This is a genomic window from Amycolatopsis sp. NBC_00345, from assembly GCF_036116635.1.
In the GTDB taxonomy this organism is placed as follows: domain Bacteria; phylum Actinomycetota; class Actinomycetes; order Mycobacteriales; family Pseudonocardiaceae; genus Amycolatopsis.
This window is the reverse complement of the sequence record NZ_CP107995.1, coordinates 10253069-10267654: the sequence shown is the minus strand read 5'-3', so window position 1 is coordinate 10267654 and position 14586 is coordinate 10253069. Positions and strand designations below refer to the sequence as shown.

16 protein-coding genes are annotated in these 14586 nt (G+C 70.9%); 5 read left to right on the top strand and 11 right to left on the bottom strand.

The annotated features are described in order from the left end of the window. Nucleotides 1–42 precede the first annotated feature (42 nt). Entirely contained in the window at nt 43–900 is an 858-nt protein-coding gene (locus tag OG943_RS46945; protein WP_328607331.1) for an alpha/beta fold hydrolase, read from the top strand. Between the two features lie 123 nt (nt 901–1023). Here OG943_RS46945 and OG943_RS46940 read toward each other — a convergent pair whose 3' ends face one another. Both OG943_RS46940 and OG943_RS46935 read right to left on the bottom strand, forming a co-directional pair. Beyond that, a complete protein-coding gene (locus OG943_RS46940; RefSeq protein ID WP_328607330.1) occupies nt 1024–1320 on the bottom strand; it encodes an iron-sulfur cluster biosynthesis protein in 297 nt (98 codons plus the stop codon). A gap of 151 nt (nt 1321–1471) precedes the next feature. After that, nucleotides 1472–1759: a hypothetical protein gene (locus tag OG943_RS46935; protein ID WP_328607329.1), complete on the bottom strand. Its 288-nt coding sequence runs from the start codon at nt 1757–1759 to the stop codon at nt 1472–1474. On the opposite strand from OG943_RS46935, the gene OG943_RS46930 reads away from it, so the two are divergent. Both OG943_RS46930 and shbA read left to right on the top strand, forming a co-directional pair. Continuing rightward, nucleotides 1758–2231 carry a GtrA family protein gene (locus tag OG943_RS46930; protein WP_328607328.1) on the top strand — a complete coding sequence of 158 codons (474 nt, stop codon included), beginning with the start codon at nt 1758–1760 and terminating at the stop codon, nt 2229–2231. The genes OG943_RS46935 and OG943_RS46930 overlap by 2 nt on opposite strands. A 388-nt stretch (nt 2232–2619) precedes the next feature. Further along, complete coding sequence (gene shbA, locus OG943_RS46925) at nt 2620–3273, top strand: RNA polymerase sigma factor ShbA (RefSeq protein WP_442874669.1); 654 nt, start codon at nt 2620–2622, stop codon at nt 3271–3273. 35 nt (nt 3274–3308) lie between these two features. On the opposite strand, the gene OG943_RS46920 is transcribed toward shbA, so the two are convergent. From OG943_RS46920 to OG943_RS46910, 3 genes are read right to left on the bottom strand one after another with little or no spacing between them, the layout of a single operon-like run. Continuing rightward, nucleotides 3309–4139 (bottom strand): amidohydrolase family protein, encoded by an 831-nt coding sequence (locus OG943_RS46920; RefSeq protein ID WP_328607327.1) that lies wholly within the window; start codon nt 4137–4139, stop codon nt 3309–3311. Continuing rightward, nucleotides 4136–5119 (bottom strand): aldo/keto reductase, encoded by a 984-nt coding sequence (locus tag OG943_RS46915; RefSeq protein WP_328607326.1) that lies wholly within the window; start codon nt 5117–5119, stop codon nt 4136–4138. Before OG943_RS46915 ends, OG943_RS46920 begins: the two co-directional genes overlap by 4 nt. 47 nt (nt 5120–5166) lie before the next feature. Then, entirely contained in the window at nt 5167–5568 is a 402-nt protein-coding gene (locus OG943_RS46910) for an L-rhamnose mutarotase (RefSeq protein ID WP_328607325.1), read from the bottom strand. Nucleotides 5569–5648: 80 nt separating this feature from the next. On the opposite strand from OG943_RS46910, the gene OG943_RS46905 reads away from it, so the two are divergent. Beyond that, nucleotides 5649–6389, top strand: a complete 741-nt coding sequence (locus OG943_RS46905) for a FadR/GntR family transcriptional regulator (protein ID WP_328607324.1) — start codon at nt 5649–5651, stop codon at nt 6387–6389. Nucleotides 6390–6482: 93 nt separating this feature from the next. Here OG943_RS46905 and OG943_RS46900 read toward each other — a convergent pair whose 3' ends face one another. Genes OG943_RS46900 through OG943_RS46875 form a run of 6 tightly spaced genes read right to left on the bottom strand, consistent with a single transcriptional unit; the run spans nt 6483 to nt 13006 of the window. Beyond that, entirely contained in the window at nt 6483–7499 is a 1017-nt protein-coding gene (locus OG943_RS46900; protein WP_328607323.1) for an ABC transporter permease, read from the bottom strand. Beyond that, a complete protein-coding gene (locus OG943_RS46895) occupies nt 7492–9015 on the bottom strand; it encodes a sugar ABC transporter ATP-binding protein (protein WP_328607322.1) in 1524 nt (507 codons plus the stop codon). The genes OG943_RS46900 and OG943_RS46895 overlap by 8 nt, the downstream gene beginning before the upstream one ends. After that, on the bottom strand, nt 9012–10058 hold the full coding sequence (locus OG943_RS46890) for a sugar ABC transporter substrate-binding protein (protein ID WP_442874668.1): 1047 nt from the start codon (nt 10056–10058) through the stop codon (nt 9012–9014). Before OG943_RS46890 ends, OG943_RS46895 begins: the two co-directional genes overlap by 4 nt. Nucleotides 10059–10088: 30 nt before the next feature. Further along, nucleotides 10089–10847 carry an SDR family NAD(P)-dependent oxidoreductase gene (locus OG943_RS46885; protein WP_328607321.1) on the bottom strand — a complete coding sequence of 253 codons (759 nt, stop codon included), beginning with the start codon at nt 10845–10847 and terminating at the stop codon, nt 10089–10091. Then, on the bottom strand, nt 10840–12144 hold the full coding sequence (locus OG943_RS46880) for an enolase C-terminal domain-like protein (protein WP_328607320.1): 1305 nt from the start codon (nt 12142–12144) through the stop codon (nt 10840–10842). The genes OG943_RS46885 and OG943_RS46880 overlap by 8 nt, the downstream gene beginning before the upstream one ends. 1 nt (nt 12145) lies before the next feature. Continuing rightward, on the bottom strand, nt 12146–13006 hold the full coding sequence (locus OG943_RS46875; protein WP_328607319.1) for a fumarylacetoacetate hydrolase family protein: 861 nt from the start codon (nt 13004–13006) through the stop codon (nt 12146–12148). A 284-nt stretch (nt 13007–13290) separates the two neighbouring features. Here OG943_RS46875 and OG943_RS46870 point away from each other — a divergent pair, with 284 nt between their 5' ends. After that, nucleotides 13291–14556, top strand: coding sequence for a Bcr/CflA family multidrug efflux MFS transporter (locus OG943_RS46870; RefSeq protein WP_328607318.1), 1266 nt, complete (start codon nt 13291–13293; stop codon nt 14554–14556). The last annotated feature ends 30 nt before the right edge of the window (nt 14557–14586 follow it).

Sequence of the window (14586 nt, the reverse complement as noted above, 5' to 3'; positions counted from 1 at the left end):
TGAACAGGTGCCCGGCGCCGGACCAGCTGCGTGAGGAAAAGAATGAGCGACTCCCCGCCCGTCGTGCTGGTGCACGGTTTCTGGCACGGCAGCTGGTGCTGGAGCCTGGTGGCCGAGCACCTGGCCGGCCGGGGGATCCAGTCGGTCGCGGTCGATTGCGAAGGGCACGGGCTGCGCGGTCCCGCACCGCGCGCCAGCACGGCGCGGCCGTTCGACGCGGCGGCGTTCGCCACCGAACCGTCACCGGTCGCGGACGTCACCGCCTCGTCCGCGGCAGCTCTCCTCGCCGACCAGGTACGCACGATCGGCGGCGGCCGGCCGTGTCTCGTGGTCGCGCACAGCAACGGCGGGGTGATCGCGACGGCGATGGCGGAGCTCGCCCCGGAACTCGTGGCCGGGCTGGTCTACGTGGCCGCGATCGTGCCGGCGGGCGGCGGGCCGGGCGGCTACTACGCCACGTGCCCGGAGAACGACAGCGACAAACTGGCCAAGCTGATCGTCGCCGACCCGGCGGTGGTCGGCGCGGTCCGCATCGACTTCGGCGACCCGGCCCGGCGCGACGAGATCAAGAACGCCTTCTACGCCGACGTCGACGACCGCACCGCGGACGCCGCGATCGCCCTGCTCAGCCCGGACGGCCCGATCGGGGTCCCGGCCGAGCAGCTGACCGTCACCGCGGAGCGCTACGGCAGCATCCCGCACTCATACGTGACCTGCACCCGGGACAACGCCATCCCACTGGCGGTGCAACACCGTCTGATCAAGGAGATCGACGCCGTTTCGGCTTCCCCGACCGTCGTGACCGAACTCGAGTCCTCGCACTCGCCCTTCCTGTCCCAGCCCGCCGCGCTCGCCGAAGTGATCGCCGAGGCGGCGAAGGTCTGCTCAACGAGGGCGTAAGGATCCGCTCAGGACGACGCTGGAACGACCGGAGGCGTTGTCCACAACTGAACAGTGCTGCCGAACAGTGCTGCCGAACAGAGCTGTGGACAACCATCCCGGGAAATATCCCCCAGTAGTCCGCTAAAGGGACTGCTGCGGCAGCACCGCGAACGCGACGTCGCCCGTCTCGTCCTGCTGCACGTCCAGGACCTTGTCGTCCAGGAGCGCGGCGGCCTGGGGTTCCAGGAACACCTTGGCACCGTTGTCGGTGCCCACCACGCGGTCGCCGTCTTCGGGCGCGGGGGCCACGGAGAGGGCCAGCTGCGCGCCTTCGTTCTCCATGCTCTGGAGGGCGAACCGCAGCCCGCTCTCTTCGGCGCCCTGTTGTGCCGTCAGCGCGGTGATCGCCTCGGCGGCGGCTTCGGTCACGGTCAGCATCTTTCGGCCTTCCCTTCGTCGCGGTCGGATGCGATGGAATATCACGCTAAAGGCGGCCGTCCGGCGGCGCAGCGTGAGCGGCCATCCGGCGCAGCAGCCCGGAAATCCGCGTTGACCGGGTCACAAAGACGTTTGAAAACCAGGGCTCCGGTCAAGGGGTCTCGCGGGTCAAGCCAAAGGTCTCGCGGGTCAAGCGAGTGTCACGGATCGCGTCGGCGACGGCACCGCCCGCGACATCGGCGGGCGCGTCTTCGATCGAGCCGTCCAGCTCTTCCGCCGGGGTCGCGGCGACGGGCCGGGCCGGCACCGGCGAAAGCTGGACGTCGGGCTGCTCCTCGGCGAGGTGCTGCTCGTGCGTAGGGCTGTCGCCGGGATCACAAATCTTCATCAGGTTCATCAGGTTCACAAGTTTGTGAAACGGAGGTAGCGTTTTCATCATGACCACCACCAGGTGGACGCCCGGGCACCACATTGTCGAAGGCGCCCCGCACCGCCACCACGAACTCGGCGGGCACGCGGCGTGGTACCTCCTCGCCGGCGGCATCACGACCGGGCTGCAGGCCGTCCTCTTCCTGGTGCTGCGCCCCGAATTCGGCTCCCAGTGGGCGAATCTGGCCGCGATCGCGCTGACCACGGTCGGCAACACCGAGTTCCACCGCCGCGTCACCTTCGCTGGCCGTCAGAGCAACGCCGGCAAACGGCACCTGCAGGACCTGCTGACGTTCGCCTTCTACGCCGGGTACGGCTCGATCGTGCTGGCCCTCGTCGACTCGCTGGTGAGCGACCCGACGGCCTGGGAAGAGACCGGCACCCTGCTGGCCGCCAGCTTCGTCGGCGGCATCGCCCGGTTCGCCCTGCTCCGCTGGTGGGTCTTCGCCCGCCGCGAGCCGGCCACCGCCCAGCAGGACTGAACACCGCGGGACCGAACGCCGACGCCCCGGAGCGCAGACCTCCCCTGGGCCGGTCAGCGGTTCCCCATTTGGCCTAGATCAGCGGCGGCCACGCTCTGTTGTGCTACACCGACCTCACGCGCAGTGACACAACACCCCCTGGATCCGCACATTTCACGGCGCAAAACAACCACCGCGCGTGGGCCTGGTCTCGTTTACATCAAGACCACTCCTGCTAACGGGGTATTCGTAGTTGAAATCTGGACTGTCGCCCCCGCTGCCGCCTAGGGTTACAGAGCGTCGCAACGGGCGTGGCTTCCTTTCACCATACGGAGTAAGCCGCAATCACAACATCACGGAGTGTTGACCTTCCGGCCTCGGTGGTCGTGAGGTCGCCGGGGAGACGACCATGACAGCACCGCCGAAGATGGCTCGCACCGCGGAGCCTGATGTACCGGGTTATACGAGCCCCGAGACGCTACCGCGAGCCAGCGGACGGCTCTCGAAAGAAGACCTCGACCCGATGGTCCGCGCCGCGGGCCGCGGCGACCAGCGCGCGATCGACGACCTGCTGCACGTGCTCCGTCCCACCGTCGCCCGGTACTGCCGGGCGCGAATGGGCGGGCGCGACCTGTCCTACCTCTCCGCCGACGACGTGGCCCAGGACGTCTGCATGGCCGTGCTCAAGGCCCTGCCCGACTACCAGGACCGCGGCGGCTCCTTCCTCTACCTGGTGCACGCGATCGCGGCCAACAAGGTCGCCGACGCCTACCGCGCCGTCGCCCGCGACCGCTCCGACCCCGTACCCGAGCTGCCCGAACGGCCGCTGGTCGGCAACGAGCCCGAGTCCCACGCGCTGAACCTCGACCTCGGCGCCCGCCTCAGCGAGCTGGTCACCCGGCTCGCGCCGGTCCAGCAGGAAATCCTCACGCTGCGGATCATCGTCGGCCTCAGCGCCGCCGAAACCGCCGAGACCCTCGGCATCTCCCCCGGCAACGTCCGCGTCACCCAGCACCGCGCGCTGAGCAAGCTGCGCGAGATGGCCCAGGGCCAAGACCTCTGACGGTGGTGGCCGCCCGCGACCCGGGCGGCCCCCGTTCAGGACAGTGCGTAGACCCGTTTCGCCGTGTGCTCGAAGACTTCCAGCCGCTCCGGGTCCGTCAGCGATCCCGTGAGCGACACCGCCGCGTCGAGCACCACCTCGTAGGCCGCCGCCAGTTCGCACACCGGCCAGTCGGACCCGAACATCACCCGCCGCGCGCCGAAGGACCCGAACACGTGGTCCGCGTACCGGCGCAGGTGCCCGACCTGCCACTGCGCCCAGTCCGCCTCGGTGACGAGCCCGGACAGCTTGCAGTGCGCGTTCTCCCGCTCGCCGAGCGCCGCGATCCCGTCGGCCCACGGCTGCCACTCCCCCGCCGCGATCGGCGGCTTCGCGGCGTGGTCCAGCACCAGCTTCAGCTCCGGCAGCCGCTCCGCCACCTTCACCGCGGCGGCCACCTGTGCCGGCGCCACGAGCAGGTCGTAGACCAGCCCGGCGGCGCCGACCGCCGCGAGCCCGCGCAGCACGTCCTCGCGCAGCAGCCAGTCCGGGTCCGCCTCGTTCTCGACCTGGTGCCGGATGCCGACGAGTGGGCCCAGCGAGGCCAAGCGCGCCAGCTGGTCGGCGACGTCGGGCGCGGTGAGGTCCACCCAGCCGACGACCCCCGCGATCACCGGCTCCGCCGCCGCGGTGGCGAGGAACTCCTCGGTCTCCCCCTGGTCCGACAGGGTCTGGACGAGCACCGTCGCGTGCACGCCCGCGGCGCGCGTCACCGTACGAAGATCGTCCACTGTGTACGGATGGCGGATCGGGTCCAGCGCCGCGCCCGCCAGCCACGGGTAGTCGCGCCGCGCCGGGTCCCAGAGGTGGTGGTGCGCGTCGATCACTGCGGTCCTCCGGAGGTGACGGGGTGGCCGGCGACGGCTTCGGGCCGCAGCAGGCCGGCGTCGGCGAGGTCGGTCCACAGTACGGCCGGAACCGGCGCGGACGCCCGCCGGACGTTGAGCGCGACCTGCTCGGGACCGTGCGCGCCGACCACCACCGAGACCACGGCGGGGTGCGCGGCGGGCAGGGCGAGCGCGGCCTGCGGCAGCTCGACGCCGTGGCGCGCGCAGACCTCCGCGATCCGGCGCGCTTTCTCGACCAGCTCCGCGGGCGCCGTCGTGTAGTCGTAGATCTCCCCGGGCTCCGCGGTGGCGAGGATGCCGCCGTTGAACACGCCGCCCGCCACCACGCCGATCCCGCGGTCGAGGCACAGCGGCAGCAGCTCGTCGAGCGCCGGCTGGTTCAGCAGCGTGTAGCGGCCGGCCATCAGCACGTGGTCGAGGTCGAAGCGGCGGACGAACTCGGCCAGCATCGGCGCCTGGTTCATGCCCGCGCCGATCGCCCGGACCACGCCCTGCTCCCGCAGTTCCAGCAACGCCGGGAAGGCGCCGTCGACGGCCTCGTCGAAATGCTCGTCCGGGTCGTGCACGTAGGCGATGTCGACGCGGTCGAGGCCGAGCCGGGTCAGGCTGTCCTCGATCGAGCGCAGGATCCCGTCGCGGCTGAAGTCCCAGCGGCGGCGGTAGGTGGCGGGCACGTCGAAGCCCTGGTCGTCACGCTCGCCGGGCGCGGCGGCAGTCGGCTCCAGCACCCGGCCGACCTTGGTGGACAGCACGTACTCGTCACGCGGGTACGACGCGAGCGCCGCGCCGAGCCGCCGTTCCGAGAGCCCGAGCCCGTAGTGCGGCGCGGTGTCGAAGTAGCGGATGCCTTCGGCCCAGGCCCGGTTCACGGTCGCGGCGGCCGTCTCGTCGGTGATGGCGTGGTAGAGGTTGCCCAGCTGCGCGCAGCCGAGCCCCAGTGGGGAGAGCTTCACGTTCACTCCTTGCTAATCCGACCGAAAGTAGGCGGACACGGTCCGCAGCCGACCTACTCGGAGGAACCTGTTTCCGCCGTGGCTGCCGTCGGATTAGCAACGAACGGCCCAGTAACCGGCAGTTCCCAGACCTGGTGCAGCCCCGACGAAGTGTCGGCGCCGCCGTCGGCCGCGTCCAGCAGCAGGTTGATCCGGGCCTGCCAGGTGATGTCGGCCGGATCGTCGGCGAGAGCGGCGCGCATGGCGTCGAAATCGTCCACCTCGACGAAGTGGAACAGGTCGAGCCCGTCGCGCCAGATCCGCCACGTGCGCACCCCGGCGCGGCGCAGCGCGGCGTCGAGATCGTCCGGGATGACGGCGTGCACCGACTCGTACTCGGCTTCTCTGCCCGGCTTCAAGCGCGTGTGCAGGGCCACTCTTTTGGGGGCGCTGTGCGGGGGCGAGGAGTGGGTCATCGATCCTCCTGGGGAGTTACGTGGCACGCTGTGCTCAGCACACCGAAACATCCGAGGTCTCTGCAGGGAGGGCGGTCTGGATGCCCGTCACCGATGTCGCGATCGACAAGATCAAGGACATGATCATCTCGGGGGAGCTCGCGCCGGGCGACCGGCTGCCCAAAGAGGCGGAGCTCGCCCAGCGGCTGGGGCTCTCGCGCAGCTCCCTGCGCGAGGCTGTGAAGGCGTTGTGCCTGATCAGAGTGCTCGACGTGCGCCAGGGCGACGGCACGTACGTGACCAGCCTGGAGCCGAACCTGTTGCTCGACGCGATGACGTTCGTGGTCGACTTCCACCGCGACGACACCGTGCTCGACTTCCTCGCCGTGCGCCGGATCCTCGAGCCCGCGGCCACGGCGCTGGCCGCGCTGCACATGGGCGAGGAGGACATCGCCGAGCTGGGCGCGCTGCTGGACGAGCTGGCCGACTCGCCGACGGTGGAGGCGCTGGTCGCCAACGACCTCCAGTTCCACCGCAAGATCGCCGACGGCTCCGGCAACCCGGTGCTGTGCTCGCTGCTCGACAGCCTGTCCGGCCCCACTGCGCGGGCGCGGATCTGGCGCGGGCTGACGCAGGAGGGCGCCGTCGCGCGCACGCGCGAGCAGCACTCCGCGATCTACGAGGCCATCGCCGCGCGCGAGCCGGAGCTGGCGCGGTCCTGGGCGACGGTGCACATCGCGGGGGTCGAGCAGTGGCTGCGCAGCACGCTCGCCCCCAGCGACACCGCCGAGAACAACGCGGCCGAGCCCGAGCCCGAAGAGCCCGCCGCCGCGGCCTCCTGACCGCCCGTTGTCCCTGAAGGCCACCATGAGGGACCTGGATGCCCTCATGGTGGCCTTCAGGGCGCGAGGCGAAGGTCGGATGATCACGGCCGGTCAGGTCTGCGGCTTGCCGCCGGCGTAGCGGCTGATGATCAGCGCGACCAGGATGATGCCGCCGTAGATCGCCTTGAGCCACTCCGCGGGGACCTGGGCGATGCGCAGCAGGCTGTCCACCGACTGCAGCAGCAGGACGCCGGTGAGCGCGCCGACCAGCGTGCCCTTGCCGCCGTCGAGCGAGACGCCGCCGATCACCGCCGCGGCGAAGACCTGCAGGATCAGGCCGTCACCCTGGTCGGCGCCGAGCGCCCCGACGTAGCCGGTGTAGGCGAGCCCGCCGATCGCGGCCAGCACGCCGGCCACGATGAACACCGCCCACGAGATCCGGTCCACCCGGATGCCCGCGGCGCGCGCGGCCTCGCGGTTGCCGCCGATGGCGTACAGCGAGCGCCCGACGCGGTGGTAGCGCAGGCCGAGCCCGAACAGCAGGAACAGCAGCGCGGCCAGCCAGACCGACATCGGCAGCCCGCCGAACGTCGTGGTGGCCAGCGCCGTGAACGGGTCGAGCTGGTCGAACAGCGTCTTGCCGTTGGTGGAGCCGATCTGCGTGCCGCGCAGCACCGTGAGCATCGCCAGCGTGACGATGAACGCGTTGAGCTTGAGCTTCACGATCAGGAACCCGTTGATGAAGCCGATCAGCGCGCCGACCACCGGGATCGCGAGCAGGCCGAGCGCGGCGGGCCACTCCGTGCCGAAGCCGGCCGACGCTGCCGGGATCACCAGCATCGCGCCGATCGCCGGCGCGATGCCCATGGTGGATTCGAGCGAGAGGTCGAACTTGCCGGTCAGCAGCACCAGCGACTCGCCCAGCACCACCAGCGACAGCGCCGCGGCGGCCGAGAGGATGCTGATCACGTTGTCGAACGTGAGGAACGTGTCGCTGATCAGCCCGCCGATGACGAACACGACCACCAGCGCGGGCAGCAGCGCCAGCTCGCGCAGCCACAGCGCCTTCCGGCGTTTCGCCGGCGGCGGGGGCAGCGCCGTCTGGGGATCGCTCATCAGGTCAGTCATGGATCCCGACTCCTTCGATGTCGGCCACCAGGTCTCCATCGGACCAGCCGGCCGGGTGTTCGGCGACGACGGCGCCGGCGCGCAGCACCAGCACCCGGTCCGCCAGGCGCAGGTCGTCCAGCTCGTCGCTGACGATCAGCACCGCTTTTCCTTCGGCCCGCACCCGGTCGACGACCGCGAGCAGGGCCTCCTTCGACTTCACGTCCACACCCGCAGTCGGGTTGATCAGCACGACCACCCGCGGGTCGCCCGCGAGCGCGCGGGCCAGGACGACCTTCTGCTGGTTGCCGCCGGACAGGTCCGAAACCGGCTGCTCCGGCCCGGCCGCCACGATGTCGTAGTCGCCCAGCGCGCGGGCGCCGAGCGCGTGGCGGGCCCGCGGCGAGGCGAACCCCGCCCGGCCCAGCCGGTCCAGCACGGACAGCGTGGTGTTGTCCATGATGGAGTGCTCCAGCACCAGCCCCTCGTGGTGGCGATCCCTTGGCACACAACCGATCCCGGCGTGCAGTGCGGCCGGGATGTCACCGGGCGGCAGCTTCCGGCCGTCCACCGCGACCGTGCCGGCGGAAGGCACGCGAAGCCCGTAGACGGTCTCGGCCACCTGGTGCTTGCCGCTCGCGTTGCTGCCGGCCAGTCCGACGACCTCGCCGCGGTGCAGGTGGAGCGAGACGTCGTGGAAACCGTCACCGGACAGCGATTCCACCGTGAGCACCTCGGCGGCGTCCACGGCGAGCGGGTCGCGCGTCGCCGCGTCGCGGACGGACAGGCCGCCCTGGTCGCCGGTCATGGCGTCGACCAGCTGCGGCCGGGTGACCTCGGTGACCGGCGCGGTCAGCACGTGCTTCGCGTCGCGCAGCACCGTGACGGCCTGGCACACCTCGTACACCTCGTGCAGGTGGTGGGAGATGAACAGGAACGTCACGCCGCTGCGCTGCATCTGCCGCATGCGCTCGAACAGCCGCTCGATCGCCTGGCTGTCCAGCTGCGCGGTCGGCTCGTCGAGCACGATGAAGCGGGCGCCGTAGCTCAGCGCCCGCGCGATCTCGACGAACTGCCGGTCCTCCACGGACAGCTCGCCCGTGGGGGTGTCGACGTCCACGCCGACCCCCCACGAGTCGAGCAGCTCCCGCGCCTGACGGCGCAGCTTCGACCAGCCGATGGCGAACCCGCCCCTGGCCTGCCGGTTGAGGAACAGGTTCTCGGCCACGGTCAGCTGCGGCACCACCATGGCGTGCTGGTAGACGCACGCCACGCGCGCCTTCCAGTCGTCCTGTTTGGACAGTGGGGGCGCCGGCTCGCCGCCGAACGAGACGCTGCCGGTGTCCGTCCTGGACAGTCCGGTGAGGATCGAAACGAGCGTGGACTTGCCCGCCCCGTTGCGCCCGACCAGCGCGTGGGACTCGCCGGGGTGCACGGTGAGGCTGACGTCCTGCAACGCCACGGTGGGCCCGTAACGCTTCCCGACGCCCTCGGCGTGCACTACCGGCGCGGCCGGCTCCGAAGCGGGCGCGCTCACAGGTTGTTGCCCCACAGCGCCTTGTCGTCCACGTTGTCCTTGGTGACGACCGGGGCCGGCAGCTGGTCCTCCAGGATGCCGGGGCTGACCTCGACGATCGTGCTGTCGTGGTCGGTCGGGCCGGGCTTGAAGGTCTCGCCCGCCATCGCCTTCTTCAGCCAGTACAGGCCGTACTTGGCGTAGGAGTCGGCCGGCTGCGAAACGGTGGCGTCGAGCTCGCCGTTGCGGATCGCGGTCAGCTCCTGCGGGATGCCGTCGTTGCTGACCAGCACCACGTGCCGCGGGTCGCCGACCGGGAAGAACAGGTTCTTGCGCTTGAGCGCCTGCTCGGTCGGCGCGAGGTAGACCCCGCCCGCCTGCATGTAGACGCCCTTGATGTCCGGGTTCGCGGTGAGCAGGCTGTCGAGGCCGGAAGACGCCTTGTCCGCCTTCCACTCGGCCGCGATCTCCAGCACCTGCACGCCCGGGTACTTCTGCTTCATGCAGTCGCGGAACGCCGCCGAGCGGTCACGGCCGTTGACCGAGGCGAGGTCGCCCATCACCTGCACGACCTTGCCGCTCTTGACGCGCTTGCCGATCTCGTCGCACGCCTTGGTGCCGTAGGCCTTGTTGTCCGCGCGCACCACCATGGCGACCTTGCCGCCCTCGGGCGCGACGTCGACCGCCACCACCGGCACGTTCTTGTTCTCGGCCTGCTTGAGCCCGGCCACGATCGCGGCCGAGTCGAGCGGCGTCACCATCAGGCCCTTGACGCCCTGGTTGAGCAGTGTGCCGATGTCGGTGATCAGCTTGGCCGGGTCGCTGTCGGCGTTCACCGTCGGCAGCACGTCGAGGCCCTGCTGTTTCGCCATCTGCGGCACATAGTTGTTGTAGGCCTGCCAGAACGGCGAGGTCAGCAACGGCAGTGTCGCGCCGATCTTGCCGCCCGTGTCGCCGCCGCCACCGGCGGGCGCGGCCGGTTTGTCCTTGGTGGACCCGCACGCTCCGAGCACCAAACCACAGGCAGCCACCGCGGCAGCCAGCCGGATCACCTTCGTACGCACCGCATCCTCCTTGATGACAGCGTGGGCAGATCAGTTCTGCACGGGTCCGCGCGGGCGCAGGCCGTACATGCCGCCGTCCACCGCGAGCGCGGTGCCGGTGGTGGAGCTGGAAAGCGGGCTGGCGAGGTAGGCGATCGCGTTCGCCACCTCGCCGGCGGTCACGAGCCGGCCCATCGGCTGACGCGCGGCGAGTGCGCTGCGCTCGGCCGCCGGGTCCGACGCGGTGTCCAGCAGCCGGCCGACCCAGGGGGTGTCCGCGGTGCCGGGGCACACGCAGTTCACCCGGACCCGGTCCGGCAGGTGGTCCGTCGCCATCGCCAGGGTCAGCGACAGCACCGCGCCCTTCGTCGCCGAGTACAGCGCCCGCGAAGGCAGACCGGCCCACGCGGCGATGGAGCAGGTGTTCACGACGACCGCCGAGGGCGAGGCCTTCAGGTGCGGCAGCGCCGCGCGCGTCAGGCGGACCATGCCCACCACGTTCACGTCGAACACGCGGTGCCACTCGTCGTCGCTGTTGGCCGTGACGTCGCCCTGCGCGCCGATGCCGGCGTTGTTCACCAGCACGTCGAGCCGGCCGAAACGCTCGGCCACGGCGTCGATCGCGGACGTCACCTCGGCGTCGGAGGCGACGTCGCAGCGGAAGCCGGTGAGCGGCTCGGGCACGTCGTCGGGCTTGAGGTCGAGCACGGCCACGCGGGCGCCTTTCGCGGCGAGCAGCTGCGCCGTGGCGAGGCCGATCCCCGAGGCACCTCCGGTGACCGCGGCCACCAGGCCCTCGAATTCACTCACTGGGCGTCTCCGTCCACTCTGGACCGTCCGGGAACCGGAAGCGGCGCAGCGTCGCGTCGTGCATGCGCGCGGAGAACCCGGGGGCGGTCGGGGCGAGGTAGCGGCCGTCGCGCACGACGGCCGGGTCGGTGAAGTGCTCGTGCAGGTGGTCCACCCACTCGATGGTGCGGTCCTCGTCGGCGCCGGACACGGCCACGAAGTCGAACATCGACAGGTGCCGCACCAGCTCGCAGAGCCCGACACCACCGGCGTGCGGGCACACCGGCACGCCGAACTTGGCCGCCAGCAACAGGATCGCGAGGTTCTCGTTGACCCCGCCGACCCGTGCGGCGTCGAGCTGGAGCACCGAGAGGCCGCCGGCCTGCAGCAGCTGCTTGAACATCACGCGGTTCTGCACGTGCTCGCCGGTGGCGACCTTGATCGGCGCGAGCGCCTTCGCGATGGCGGCGTGCCCGAGCACGTCGTCGGGCGAGGTCGGCTCCTCGATCCAGTACGGGTCGAACGGCGCCAGCTCGGTCATCCACGCGATGGCCGTGTCGACGTCCCAGCGCTGGTTGGCGTCGACGGCGACGCGGATGTCCGGGCCCACCGTCTCGCGGGCCAGCTTCAGCCGCCGGACGTCGTCGGCGACGTCGCCACCGACCTTCAGCTTGATCATCTCGAAGCCGTCCGCCACGGCCTGCTCGGCCAGCCGCACCAGCTTCGCGTCGGAGTAGCCGAGCCAACCGGGCGACGTGCTGTACGCGCGGTAGCCCTCGGCCTCCAGCTTCGCGATCCGCTCGGCCCGGCCGGGCTCGGCGGCGCGCAGGATCTCGAGCGCTTCTTGTTCGGTCAACGCGTCGGACAGGTAGCGGAAGTCGACGAGCGAAACCAGCTCTTCGGGCGTCATGCTCGCGGCGAACTTCCACAGCGGCAGGTCGGCGCGGCGCGCGGCGAGGTCCCACGCCGCGTTGACCACGGCGCCGATCGCCATGTGCGCGACGCCCTTTTCCGGGCCCAGCCAGCGGAACTGCGAATCGCCGATCAGGTCGCGGGAGAGGTCGCCGAGTCCCTGCGCGTCTTCCGGCACGGCTCGGCCGATCACATGCGGGGCGAGCGCGCGGATCGCGGCGGCCTGCACGTCGTTGCCGCGGCCGATGGTGAACGCGAGCCCGTAGCCGTCCGGCCCGCCGTCGGTGTGCAGCACGACGTACGCGGCCGAGTAGTCGGGGTCGGGGTTCATCGCGTCCGAGCCGTCCAGCTCCCGGGAGGTCGGGAACCGGACGTCGAGTACCTCCATGCCGACGATCGTGGCCATCTCAGGCCTGCCTCAGCGTCTGGCGCTGGCGGCCGAGGCCGTCGATCTCCAGCTCGACGACGTCGCCGTCGCGCAGGTACGGCTTGGGCTCGGGCTGCCCGAGCGCGACGCCCTCGGGGGTGCCGGTGTTGATCAGGTCGCCGGGGCGCAGCACCATGAACTGGCTGAGGTAGTGCACGATCTCGGCCACGGAGAAGACCATGTCGGCGGTCTTCGAATCCTGGACCTTCTTGCCGTTGACCCAGGTGCGCAGGCCGAGGGCCTGCGGGTCGGCCACCTCGTCGGCGGTCACCAGCACGGGGCCGAGCGGGTTGAACGTCTCGCAGTTCTTGCCCTTGTCCCACTGGCCGCCGCGGTGGATCTGGAACTCGCGCTCGGAGACGTCGTTCGACAGCACGTATCCGGCGACGTGGGCCAGCGCGTCGTCGACACTGTCGAGGTAACGCGCCTGCTTGCCGATCACGACGCCGAGTTCCACCTCCCAGTCGGTGCTGGTGGACTTGCGCGGGATGAGCACGTCGTCGTCCGGCCCGACGATCACGTCGGGGGCCTTCATGAACAGCACCGGCTCGGACGGCACGGTCGCGCCGGTTTCCTCGGCGTGGCGCCGGTAGTTCATGCCGATGCAGACGATCTTGCCGGGCGCGGCGATCGGCGGGCCGACCCGCAGTCCGGCCGCCTCGGGCCCCGCGGCGGGCAGCTCACCGGCGTCGAGCGCCGCGGCCGCGCGGGCCGGTCCGTCGCCCGCGAGCCAGGCGCCGTTGATGTCGGCGGTCAGTCCGGAGAGGTCGTACAGCGCACCGTCACCGGCACGGACGAACGGACGCTCATCTCCCGCTGCTCCGAGACGCACTAACTGCACGGACGTTCCCCTCTCACCACTCCATCAAGACATCCGATGTATAGCGCACACGGCCTCGCGGATCCAGAGGGTAGGCGGATTTGGCCGAAAATTGATCGGATCACCCAGGTGGGAGTTGTCCGCCGCTCCGTGACGATCGTGCTCCCACCAGCCGGGGCGCGCAGCCCGGATCCGGGCATCCGGGGTGGTCCAGGCCACAACCGGAATAGCGGACAGCCGCCCGTGAGTTTGAGGGAAGGTCACGCGCCGCGCGCGTGCCTCCGACTTGGGGATGGGGACCACGCATGAGTACTACCGCCGAGACCGGGCGCACCACCAGAGCCGAGCAGAAAACCCCGAGGCGCGAAGGGACCCTTCGCTTCCTCTTGATCCTCGGCGGGCTCTCCGCGTTCGGGCCGCTGTCCATCGACATGTACCTGCCTGCGCTGCCCCGCCTGGCCGTTGACCTCGGCGCGAGTGATTCGACGGTCCAGCTCACGCTGACCGCGTTCATCGTCGGGCTCGCCGTCGGCCAGGTAGTGGCCGGGCCGCTGTCGGACGCGTACGGCCGGCGCGTGCCGCTGCTGATCGGGCTGGCGCTGTACGTCGTGGGTTCGGTGGCGGCTGCCGTCAGCCCGGACATCACTTTGCTGATCGTCGCCCGCGCGGTGCAGGCGCTGGGCGCCGCCGCCGGGCTGGTGATCTCCCGCGCGACCGTGCGCGACCTGTTCTCCGGCAAGGCGATGACGAAGTTCTTCTCCATGCTGATGCTGGTCAACGGCCTCGCCCCGATCATCGCGCCGGTGCTCGGCGGGCAGCTGCTGAACTTCACCACGTGGCGCGGGGTGTTCTGGGTGCTGACCGGGTTCGGCGTGCTGCTGCTGGTGGTCGTCGCGGTCGCGATGCCGGAGCCGCTGGCCGTCGAGAACCGCACGCCCGCGCGGCTGGGCGGGGTGCTGCGCACGTACGCGGGATTGCTCGCGGACCGTTCCTTCCTCGGCTACGCGCTGGCGTCCGGGCTGATGTTCGCCGGGCTGTTCGCCTATATCTCGGGCTCCTCGTTCGCGCTGCAGGGGGTGTACGGCCTCAGCCCGCAGCAGTTCAGCCTGGTGTTCGGCCTCAACGGCGTCGGCATCGTGCTCGCCGGCCAGCTCAACGGGCGCCTGGTGGGCCGGTACTCCGAGCGGACGCTGCTGGCCGCGGGACTGATCGTGGCGGCGGTCGGCGGCCTCGGCGTGCTGGTCGCGGTGACGGCCGGGCTGGGCCTGATCGGCCTGGTGATCCCGCTGCTGGTGGTCGTTTCCAGCATCGGCCTGGTGATGCCGAACGCGAGCTCGCTCGCGCTGGCCGAGCACGCGCGGTCGGCCGGTGCCGCGTCGGCGCTGCTCGGGGTGCTGCAGTTCGTGATCGGCGGGGTCGCGACGCCGCTGGTCGGCCTCGGCGGGCCGGGCACGGCGGTGCCGATGGGCGCGACGATGGCCGGTTTCGGCGTGCTCGCGCTGCTGGCGTTCCTCACCCTGACCCGTCCGGCGCCGCGGCTCGCGGCGAGTTTGGCCAAACCGTTGAAATGACGGGGCCGTTCGTGCCTTGATAGCCGGGAC